The sequence below is a fragment of the Pseudonocardia sulfidoxydans NBRC 16205 genome (genome assembly GCF_007989085.1).
Taxonomy (GTDB): Bacteria; Actinomycetota; Actinomycetes; order Mycobacteriales; family Pseudonocardiaceae; genus Pseudonocardia; species Pseudonocardia sulfidoxydans.
The window spans coordinates 1-9,363 of record NZ_BJVJ01000131.1; the positions used below are offsets into that span (position 1 = coordinate 1).

11 protein-coding genes are annotated in these 9,363 nt (G+C 72.8%); 5 read left to right on the top strand and 6 right to left on the bottom strand.

Going from position 1 to position 9,363, the window contains the following annotated elements:
* The coding region (locus PSU4_RS32060) for a hypothetical protein (RefSeq protein ID WP_222596452.1) at positions 1–182 on the top strand (182 nt) is incomplete at its 5' end.
* Here the strand turns inward: PSU4_RS32060 and PSU4_RS29925 are convergent.
* The 3 genes from PSU4_RS29925 to PSU4_RS29935 form a co-directional block, all read right to left on the bottom strand.
* Positions 155–1,483, bottom strand: a complete 1,329-nt coding sequence (locus tag PSU4_RS29925; RefSeq protein ID WP_373866113.1) for a DUF445 domain-containing protein — start codon at positions 1,481–1,483, stop codon at positions 155–157. The two genes, PSU4_RS32060 and PSU4_RS29925, sit on opposite strands and share 28 nt — an antisense overlap.
* A gap of 228 nt (positions 1,484–1,711) precedes the next feature.
* Positions 1,712–2,239, bottom strand: coding sequence for a bifunctional DNA primase/polymerase (locus PSU4_RS29930; protein WP_147115893.1), 528 nt, complete (start codon positions 2,237–2,239; stop codon positions 1,712–1,714).
* Between the two features lie 592 nt (positions 2,240–2,831).
* Positions 2,832–3,035 carry a cold-shock protein gene (locus PSU4_RS29935; RefSeq protein ID WP_013672786.1) on the bottom strand — a complete coding sequence of 68 codons (204 nt, stop codon included), beginning with the start codon at positions 3,033–3,035 and terminating at the stop codon, positions 2,832–2,834.
* 611 nt (positions 3,036–3,646) lie between these two features.
* On the opposite strand from PSU4_RS29935, the gene PSU4_RS29940 reads away from it, so the two are divergent.
* Positions 3,647–4,366 (top strand): hypothetical protein, encoded by a 720-nt coding sequence (locus PSU4_RS29940; RefSeq protein WP_147115894.1) that lies wholly within the window; start codon positions 3,647–3,649, stop codon positions 4,364–4,366.
* A 249-nt stretch (positions 4,367–4,615) separates the two neighbouring features.
* Here the strand turns inward: PSU4_RS29940 and mftR are convergent, their stop codons facing one another.
* Together mftR and PSU4_RS29950 are read right to left on the bottom strand one after the other, a co-directional pair.
* Positions 4,616–5,227, bottom strand: a complete 612-nt coding sequence (gene mftR / locus PSU4_RS29945; protein ID WP_147115896.1) for a mycofactocin system transcriptional regulator MftR — start codon at positions 5,225–5,227, stop codon at positions 4,616–4,618.
* A gap of 32 nt (positions 5,228–5,259) precedes the next feature.
* Positions 5,260–5,637, bottom strand: coding sequence for a cupin domain-containing protein (locus PSU4_RS29950; RefSeq protein ID WP_147115897.1), 378 nt, complete (start codon positions 5,635–5,637; stop codon positions 5,260–5,262).
* Positions 5,638–5,692: 55 nt separating this feature from the next.
* Here PSU4_RS29950 and PSU4_RS29955 point away from each other — a divergent pair, with 55 nt between their 5' ends.
* Positions 5,693–6,169 (top strand): MarR family winged helix-turn-helix transcriptional regulator, encoded by a 477-nt coding sequence (locus tag PSU4_RS29955; RefSeq protein ID WP_147115899.1) that lies wholly within the window; start codon positions 5,693–5,695, stop codon positions 6,167–6,169.
* Positions 6,170–6,260: 91 nt separating this feature from the next.
* Here the strand turns inward: PSU4_RS29955 and PSU4_RS31645 are convergent, their stop codons facing one another.
* Positions 6,261–6,869, bottom strand: a complete 609-nt coding sequence (locus tag PSU4_RS31645; RefSeq protein WP_186817263.1) for a flagellar basal body-associated FliL family protein — start codon at positions 6,867–6,869, stop codon at positions 6,261–6,263.
* Between the two features lie 622 nt (positions 6,870–7,491).
* On the opposite strand from PSU4_RS31645, the gene PSU4_RS31650 reads away from it, so the two are divergent.
* Positions 7,492–8,226: a hypothetical protein gene (locus PSU4_RS31650; protein ID WP_186817264.1), complete on the top strand. Its 735-nt coding sequence runs from the start codon at positions 7,492–7,494 to the stop codon at positions 8,224–8,226.
* A partial coding sequence (locus PSU4_RS29965) for a polysaccharide deacetylase family protein (protein WP_147115900.1) occupies positions 8,223–9,363 on the top strand: 1,141 nt, incomplete at its 3' end. The genes PSU4_RS31650 and PSU4_RS29965, both read left to right, overlap by 4 nt.

Consider the following 9,363-nt stretch of genomic DNA (forward strand, 5'->3'; position numbering starts at 1 on the left):
CGGGCCGCGCGACGACCGTCAGGTTGCACCGAACCATGGCGCGCAACCTCACTGTCGCGATCCCGCCGCGCGACGACCGTCAGGTTGCGCGCGGCTGTCCGCACACCGCCGGACTGCTCGACGGGTCGGTCGCGGAGCCGGCGCGCGGGCGTCGTCAGAAGATGAGCTGCGAGACCGCGTAGATGACGAGCCCCGCCAAGGCGCCCACGACGGTGCCGTTGATCCGGATGAACTGCAGGTCACGCCCCACCTGCAGCTCGATCTTGCGAGAGGTCTCCTCCGCGTCCCAGCGGGCGACGGTGTCGGTGATCAGCGTGGTGATCTCGCCGCGGTAGTGCCGCACGACGTACCCGGCGGCGTCGGCGACCCAGCCGTCGATCTTGCCGCGCAGCTCCGCGTCGCCCTCCAACCGGTGCCCGAAGGACAGGATCCCGTCGCGGACGCGGGTGCGCAGCGCGCTGGAGGGGTCGTCGGCGGCGTCGAGGATCATCCGTTTGACCGTGCCCCAGGCCTGCCCGATGAAGGCCTGCACGTCGGGATGGTCGACGACCTGCTGCTTGATCTGCTCGGCGCGGGCGATGGTGGCCTCGTCGTTCTGCAGGTCCCCCGCGAACTCGACGAGGAACGTGTCGACGGCCTTGCGCATGGGGTGCTCGGGGTCGGTCTTGACCGCCCACGCGAAGCTCTGCACCTCGGAGAACACCTTGTCGGCCAACATCTCGTCGACGAACCGCGGCGTCCACCCGGGCGCGCGGTCGTGGACGACTCGCAGCACGGTGGACTGGTTGGCGGTGACCCAGTCGTAGGCGCGGTCACAGACGAGGTCGACGAGGCGGCGGTGCGAGCCGTCGGCGAGGATGCCCTCGAGGATCTTGCCCAGCGGCGGCCCGACGGGCTTCTCCAGCAGCTTGCGGACGAGGACCTGCTCGATGACGTCCTGGACGTCCTCGTCGCGCAGCACGGTGACGATGCCGCGCGCGGCCGTCGACAGTTCGGCGGTGATGCGGTCGGCGTTGGCGGGCTGGGTGATCCAGGACGCGACCCGCGAGGAGATGCCGACGCGTTCGAGCTTGTCGCGCACGACAGCCTCGGACAGGAAGTTCTCGCCGACGAAGTCGCCGAGGCTGCCGCCGATCTGGTCCTTCTTCGTGGGGATGATCGCGGTGTGCGGGATCGGCAGTGACAGCGGCCGGCGGAACAGGGCGGTGACGGCGAACCAGTCGGCGAGTGCGCCGACCATGCCGGCCTCGCCGGCGGAGCGCATGTAGCCCCATCCGACGCCGACGTGGAGCTCCAGGTACCGGCCGACGAGGAAGACGATCGTCGCGACGACGAGGAACCCGGTGGCGACGAGTTTCATCCGCCGCAGGTCGCGTCGCTTGATCGAGTCGTCGATGGGTCCGAACGCGCCCAGCGGCACGCGCGCCTCGGCGGCGCGGGGCGTGGGGGCGGGCAGCGCGCGCTGCTCCTGCTCGGTCGTCACGTCTACATAGTGCCCGCGCGGCGGGCGTTCCGGCTGTCAGGGACCACCCTGGCTCTGACCGGGGCCGCCGGTGTTCCGCCGGCCCCGGTCACGCTGTGGGGGTTGGGGCAGCGCGCCGGGGAAGAAGTGCTTCCCCGGGCGCCGCGCACCGTGTGCGCCCGGACGTCCCGGCGCGGAGCGACATCCGCTGCATCGGGGCGGGAGCCGGGCGCGGCTCGCGGGTTCCGGTCAGGACCGGTACCGCGCTCCTCTGGCGACGGCTGCTGCGGGCCGCTGGGCACCCGGCTGCTCGTCGCCTCCTGCTGCACGCCACCGCACCGCGGCGGTGACGGCGTCGATCACGAATGCGGCCTGCGGCACGGCGTAGCCGGTGAGGCCCGGCGCGACGCGCCAGTGCACCCAGCCGTCGGGCCGCTCGCTGGGCGGTGCGACGACGCCGATGCCGTCGGTGTGCAGCACGACGTCGGCGTGCAGGCTCACCTCCGGCGGCAGCCCGAAGCCGGCCGTCATGGGGAACCACCACGTGTCGTTCGTGGTGGCCGCGACGGGGACGACGAGCCCGCGGTCGCGCAGCGTCGCGCAGACGCGGCGGCCGAGCTCGGCCGGCACCTCCACGACGTCGAGGACCTCACCGGTGGCCAGGAGTACGTCGGTGCCCGTCCCGGGAATCAACGGCCATCCGTGGTCCGCGTACTCGCGGGCGGCTGCCCTCAGCTCCGCGCCGTAAACGGCTCGGTAGCTGTCCCACCGCGACATCGTCCGTCCTCCTGCCGATCCTCGCTCTGGCGCCTTGCGCGGCGCCGTCTGACATGTGGTGCAACGCAAGGATGCGGCATCGGAGACGGCCGGAAACCCCACCGGCGGTGACCGAGCCCACTCCCGAGACGAGCGGATCATCATGTCCGCGAGTGGTTCTCGACGACCGATCGTCGACGGGCCACCGGTCCGGACGGGCGGGTCGGCGGCTACTCCGTTCGAGGCGCTACCGGTCGTCGTCCCGCTCGCCGGTTCCACCCGACACTGTCGTGGCGGAGACGCAACCCCGGGGCCGGATAGCCGTCCGCGCCGCGCCCGGACGGTATGACGGTATGGAGGGCCGCGCCCGGACGGTACGGAGGACCGCGCCCGGACGGGGTGGAGGACCGCGCCTGGACGGGTGGGGCCGCGCCCGGACGGTACGGAGGGCCACGTCCGGACGGGATGGGGGCCACGTCCGGACGGCGTGGAGGGCCGCGCCCCGACGGATCGAGGCCGTGCCCGGACGCTCCGGAAACGGACGATGCCGGCATCCCGTCGGGGATGCCGGCATCGTGGTGCGGCCCTCAGGGGGCCGGGTGGAGCTGGAGGATCAGATGGGGCGGACCGAGTCGGCCTGCGGGCCCTTGGCGCCCTGGCTGGCCTCGAAGTCGACCCGCTGGTTCTCCTCGAGCGTCCGGAAGCCGTCCGTCTGGATGGCGGAGTAGTGGACGAAGACGTCCGGTCCGTTGTCGTCGGTGGCGATGAAGCCGAAGCCCTTCTCGGCGTTGAACCACTTGACGGTGCCCTGCGGCATGCGTTTCTCCCACACGTGAAGCGAATCCGGACGACACCGTGCCGACCGGAGGCTGCGCGACACCGACGAGGGAGGTTTGCTCCTCGACGTCGGCGAAGCCCACCGTCACTCTCCACGCACGCTTCACAACGATCGAGGAAAACACGACTGCAACCGGGCGGGAACCTATCACGCAAGGTGTGAGCTGCAACGACGGACGCGGCCGTCGGCACGCCGCGCGGTTCGCGGTCCACCCTGCCCCGCTTGCCCGCGGGCCGGCCCTGCGCCCGGAACGGCGACGCACGCCCCGGTCACCGCTGGTGGTCACTGGCGTCACACCAGTGACGGTGAGTCACCCCGCCCCCCTATCGTGGCAATCTCGCCCAAGTCGTACGCCGTCGGGTGATCACCACTCGATCCGGTCGGCGACGACCGGCGGGTCGCGCGGCGCGCCCGTCTCCCGGCAGGCATGGCCACCTTGTCGGGTGACCACTGTCCGGGGGTTCAGATCCGTTGATGTCGCGCTGAGTGAGCACGATTCGCGGGGATGCGGAAATGCACCCCTGTCCGCGAGCAGAACCGCGACGCATGATTCCGGCGAACTCGTCCCCCGCACATACCTGGAGGAACAGGTGCGCTCGCGTAGATTGGCCGCCTCGATCGTCGCCGTTGCGACGGGCTGCACAGCACTCGTGCTCGGCTCGGGGGTCGCATCGGCCGACACCGAACAGATCCCGGCCGTGCCGGTCGTCCCCGCCGTCCCGGTGACCCCGCTCGGCTCGCTCCTCAACGGTGTGCTCGTGACGGTGCAGGGTCTCGTGCCGGGTCTCGTGGGCGGCATCGTCCCGCTGCCGGCCGTCCCGGCAGTCCCGGCCGTCCCGGCAGTCCCGGCAGTCCCGGTTCCCGTGGACACCCCGGACGTGGTCCCGCAGGCCGCCGACCAGCTGCCGCCCCTGCCGCCCGTGCCGTCGGTCCCCGAGGTCCCGGCGGTGCCCGCCGTTCCGACCGACGTCCCGGCCGTACCCGCCGTCCCGACCGACGTCCCCTGCGTCCCGGCCGACGTGCCCGCGGTGCCGGCCGTCCCGGCCGACGTGCCCGCTGTGCCGGGCGTCCCCGCCGATCTTCCCGCCGTGCCGGGCGTCCCCGCCGACGTCCCCACGGTGCCCTGCGTGCCCGCCGACGTTCCCGCTGTCCCCGCCGTGCCGACCGACGTCCCCGCTGTCCCCGCCGTGCCGACCGACGTCCCAGCGGTGCCGGCCGTTCCGACCGACACCCCGGCCCTGCCCGCGGACGCTCCCGCTCTGCCCGCGGACGCTCCCGCTCTGCCCGTGGATGCCGGCGCCGCGAGCTGACATTCCGAATTCGAGTTCCGGATTCGAGTTCCGGATTCGTCCGGGGCCCGGCGGAAAGGCCCGGACAACAGGGCCGGAGAAATGGGCCGTGATTCCCACGCCCCCCGATTCCGGCCGACCATCGGCCCTGAATTCCGCCCGCGGTCCCCGGAGATCGATGCGGGGTGCGACGCGTGAGCGCCGCACCCCGCATCGTCACGTCGTGTCGGCCACCGGGCGGCGGCGGTGACGCCGTGTGATCGTCGGGGCTCAGCCGAGCCCGGCCGGGACCAGGCCCGACTCGAGTGCTCTGAAGGCCTCGTCCAGCAGGTTCCGCAGCTCGTCGTCGCCGGTCAGCCACGTCTCGTACGCGGCGAGGGCGACTCCGAGGCTCGCGTGTCCGACCGTGAGCGGCACGAGCGCGTCGGGTGCGGTGCCGAGTCGCGCCGCCACGTAGTCGGCGACGACCTGGCGCCACGCGGCGTACCGCAGCGTCGAGTAGGCCTGCAGGGTCGGTGTGCCGAGGATGAGCCGCAACCGCTGCCGGTGCCAGGGCTGTTCCTCGGGGGCGACGTCGTTGAAGTCGAGCACGACCTCACGGATGCCCGTCATGATGGGCACGTCGGGGGCGAGGGCGGCGAACGTGGCCCGCATCCGGGTGAGCTGCTCGTCGAAGGCGCCCCAGGGGACGTCGTTCTTCGAGGCGTAGTAGCGGAAGAACGTGCGGCGGCCGATGCCGGCGGCCTGGGCGATGTCGTCGACGGTGGTGGCGTCGAAGCCGCGTTCCGCGAAGAGGTCGAGCGCGATGTGCTCGATCTCGAAGCGAGAGGTGACCGGTCGGCGGCCCGCGCGACGGGCCCCCTCGTCGGCGACAGCGGACATCGTCCCAGCATGTCACGTGCCTCCGGGGCGGATCATGCGATCCAGGCGGGGACGACGGGTTCCGCTCCGGCGACGACGGCATGTGCGCCACCGGCTCCCGTGACGACGGCGGTGAACCCCGCGTCCGCGTCGGCGACGATGCGCCGCACGGTCCCGGCGGGCAGCACGACGGTGTCGCCGGGTGCGAGGGGCACGTCGTCGGCGTCGGCGATGCGGACGGTCGCGCCGCCCGCGACGGCCCGCCAGATCTGTTCGGCGTCCATCGCGTGCTCGGGCCCGCTCGCGCCGGGCGCCATCTCGACCTGCCAGAGCGCCTGGTCGGCGCCGCCGAGGGTGGGCGAGGCGAACGTCGTCATGACGGCGTTGGGCGTCTCGGTGCGGCGGACCTCTCCGCTGCGTACGACCGGCATCGGAACCTCCTATGATGGACAACTAAGTTGTCGAATACAGTAAACGAGGTTGTCGATGTCGTCCAGTCCTCCCGCCCCGATGAGCGGGGCCGAGCTCGCCCTGCGGCTGCTCGCCGCATTCCGCGATCTCGTCGACGCGCTGCACGTCGAGCTCGCCGAGCACGGCCACAGCGACGCCCGCCCCCTGCACGGGTTCGCGTTGCAGGCCATCGGCCCCGACGGTGCGACCGCGGTGGAGCTCGGCGACCGGCTCGGCGTCAGCAAGCAGGCGGCGGGAAAGACGGTCGATGCCCTCGTCGACCGCGGCTATGCCCGCCGCGACGCCGACCCGGGCGACGCCCGCCGCAAGATCGTGACGATCACCCCGCGCGGCCACGAGATGCTCGCCCTGTCCGCAGAGATCTTCGGACGCCTCCGCGACGCGCGCGCCGCCGGCATCGGCGACGACATGCCCGCCTTCGAGAGGTCACTGCGCGCCCTGGCCCCGGACCTCGGGTCCGGCCTCGACTCCCCCGGCTGGTTCGCGCGCTGACCGATCATCCGGCCGGGCCGGCAGGTGCTGCGCAGGCTCGGCCGACCGGAGACCGTCCCCGCCGACGAGCGCGAGCGGCCCTGACCGGCGCTCAGGTCGCGGGCCAGCACTTGCCGTTGGAATACAACGGCCGGGTGTCGACCGGCAGGCCCGGCGGCGGGTCGTACTCGATCGCCACCGGCCGCTCGGAGGTCAGCGACTCCTCGCAGGCCGCGACGCGCGCGTCGGTGCCGCCACCGACCCAGAAGGCGACGTGAGCCTTCTTCGACGCGCCCCACTCCCGGATGCACGGCGCGCAGTCGTCCTCCATGACGAAGTAGCGCTGCAGCTTCGGCGAGTAGACGACGCCGCCGACCGGGATCTCCCGGACGTCCGTGGCCATGGTGATGGGGTCGTCGAAGGTACCGGCGCCGCCCGCGGTGTGGTGCCGGTCCGACGGGTGGGCGATGTCGGTGCTGCCGGGCGGGTCGTTGTCGGCGGCAGCGTAGAATGTGACGATCGCCTGCACCTGCGCGGCGGCGTAGGTGCGGCTCGGGGTCGGCGGGGAGGCCGACGTGGCCGGGTCCGCCGCCGTGGCCGTCGGGTCGCCGCCCGCGGAGCACCCCGCGGCGACGAGGCCGACGACGACCAGCATCGCCAGCCGGCCGAAACGGGCCCCGGGCCGGGCCGGGACCGGCCCGCGGTCCTGGGTCGAGCTCATCGCGTCATGCACCGTCCGTCGGGGTCGTCCACGACCGTCTCCTGCCGCCGCGGCCACCTGTCCACATCACACTTACGGACGGGCCGGGCCGGCGGTTCACATCGGCAGGATGTCACCCCCGCGCCCAGGCACCGTTCACGGCCGGATGCCTGCCCCGTCGTCTCACCGAGGGTGATCGCTCGGCACCGGGCTTCAGTTCGCCTCGCCATAGTCCGTTTGGCGCAGTACCGGAGAAATCGTCACGTTCTGTCATGTTGGTCTGACACCGCGCGACGACGTCCACGGACCGCACGGCGCATCGGACCGGCGTGTCCCCTCAGTGGTGCCGCGTCGGGCGGCATCTCACACAAGATCGCATCTAGCTGCTGTAACGCCGACGGGCCCGGCGCCGAAATCGTCGTCGGGTGCGCTGGAGGGGCGGACCCGGGGGCGGCCCAGTCGGGATGCGAGACCGACGACGCGGGCCAGCGGGCGCAAGTGCACAATTCGCCCAGATGAACGATCATTAGTCTGTTCGGTGGCAGGACGACGCTACGACGCGTCGCCTCTCGAGCGACGCGGCCCACACCACACGGGAACGCCACCCGGCAACCCGAGGGCCACGAACGGAACGGAACGTGACATGAGCGGCGACACGGAACCCACGACTGCCGGGCACGGCAGCGGTCCGGTCTTCGTCGACGGGACCGGCAGGCGCAGCAAGCGCGTCAAGCGTGTCGCCTACGTCGCGGCGTCGGCGTGCGCGGCGTACATGGCGGTCGTCGGCGTCAGCCTCGCCGCGCACCAGGAGACGACGTTGTTCGCCCTGCCCGGGTCCGGCCCGGTGGCCGCGGGCGATGCGCAATCGGCTGGGATCCTCGACGCGCAGCAGGTTCCCGACCCCGGTGCAGTGCGCTCCGACACCACGCCGGTCGTTCCGCTGGGCGCGGTGCTGGCGCGCGCGATCGCGCCGGTCGCCTCGGCGGGTGCCCTGGTCCCGGCTGTCCCCGCACTCGCCGTCCCACCCGCTGCAATGCCCGCCGCGCCCCTTGTGGTGCCCGTCGTTCCCCCTGTGGTGCCGCCCGTCGTCGCGCCCGGGACCACGCCGCCGGTGGCGACGCCGACCGACCCGACCGACCCCGCACCTCCGCCGGCCGCCGAGGGCACCCCCGACCCGACCGATCCGCCGAACGGGTCCGGTCAGACCGATCCACCCCCGGCCGACCCGGTCGACCCACCGCCGCCGGTCGACCCGCCGCCCCCGGTGACGCACGAGCCTCCGCCGCCCGTGACGAACGACCCGCCGCCGCCGGTCGACGATCCGCCGACGAGCGTCCCCACCCCCACGACGATCGTCGCCGACGGCGCCCTGTCATGAGCGGCGCCGGCCGGCTCCTCGGCCGCAGGCGTGTGCCGCGGCCGAAATGGGTGTTCCTGCTCGTCGCGATGGCGATGATCGCGTCCGTCCTCGCCCTGAACGGGCTGGTCAACCCGAAGGTCGGCACCGACGCCGAGCGGCAGGCCCCGCACGGCGCTGAGGACCGCGTGCCGCTGTCCGTGGTGCAGGGCGGCTCGGTCGTCGACGCCACCGGCGGCAGGCTCCGCAGCCTCGGCTACCCGTCGAAGACCCTGGCGCTCACGTTCGACGACGGTCCCGACCCCCACTGGACGCCGCAGATCCTCGACGTCCTGCGCCGCAACGACGTCCCCGGCACGTTCTTCGTACTCGGCTCTCTGGGCGCACAACACCCGGAACTGCTGCGCGACATCGTCGCGGCCGGCTCGGAGATCGGCCTGCACACCTTCACCCACCCCGACCTGACGACGGTCTCGCCCGACCGGATGGCCCGCGAGCTGAGCCAGACCCAGCTCGCGATCGCAGGCGCCACGGGCACGGTCAGCTATCTCGTCCGCCCGCCGTACTCGTCCGAGGTCACCGCGCTGGACAACAGCCAGTTCGACATCGTGCGCGAGCTCGGCGACCGCGGCTTCGTGACGGCGTTCACCGACGTCGACAGCCGCGACTGGGAGCGCAAGGGCGTCGACGCGATCGTCGCCGCCTCGACGCCGGCCAACGGTGCCGGTGGCGCGATCCTCATGCACGACGCGGGCGGCGACCGCTCCCAGACCGTCGCCGCGCTCGACAGGCTCATCCCCGAGCTCAAGGCGCAGGGGTACACGTTCACAACGGTCAGCAGGGGCGTCGGGCTCCCGCCGGCCGACCAACCCGCGTCGGCGAGCGACCACAACCTCGGTCTCGGCCTGGTGACGGGCGTCGGGGTGGCGACGTGGCTCGTCCGCGTCATGGAACTGGCCCTGCTCGTGCTGGGCCTGCTCGTCATCGCCCGGCTCGTCCTGGTCCTGGGTGTCGCGGTGGTGCACGCGCGACGGGCCCGCCGCGCCGCACGGACGCCGTCGACGACACCGGTGACCGCACCCGTCTCGGTGGTCGTCCCCGCCTACAACGAGAAGGAGTGCATCGCCGCGACCCTGCGCGCCGTGGCCGCGAGCGACC

Bases quoted from the DNA above. Each gene is read 5' to 3' on its own strand.
- PSU4_RS29930 (WP_147115893.1), bottom strand. From the start codon at position 2,239: ATGTCGCGGTGGGACAGCTACCGAGCCGTTTACGGCGCGGAGCTGAGG.
- PSU4_RS29935 (WP_013672786.1), bottom strand. From the start codon at position 3,035: ATGCCGCAGGGCACCGTCAAGTGGTTCAACGCCGAGAAGGGCTTCGGC.
- mftR (WP_147115896.1), bottom strand. From the start codon at position 5,227: ATGTCCGCTGTCGCCGACGAGGGGGCCCGTCGCGCGGGCCGCCGACCG.
- PSU4_RS29950 (WP_147115897.1), bottom strand. From the start codon at position 5,637: ATGCCGGTCGTACGCAGCGGAGAGGTCCGCCGCACCGAGACGCCCAAC.
- PSU4_RS29955 (WP_147115899.1), top strand. From the start codon at position 5,693: ATGTCGTCCAGTCCTCCCGCCCCGATGAGCGGGGCCGAGCTCGCCCTG.
- PSU4_RS31645 (WP_186817263.1), bottom strand. From the start codon at position 6,869: ATGAGCTCGACCCAGGACCGCGGGCCGGTCCCGGCCCGGCCCGGGGCC.
- PSU4_RS31650 (WP_186817264.1), top strand. From the start codon at position 7,492: ATGAGCGGCGACACGGAACCCACGACTGCCGGGCACGGCAGCGGTCCG.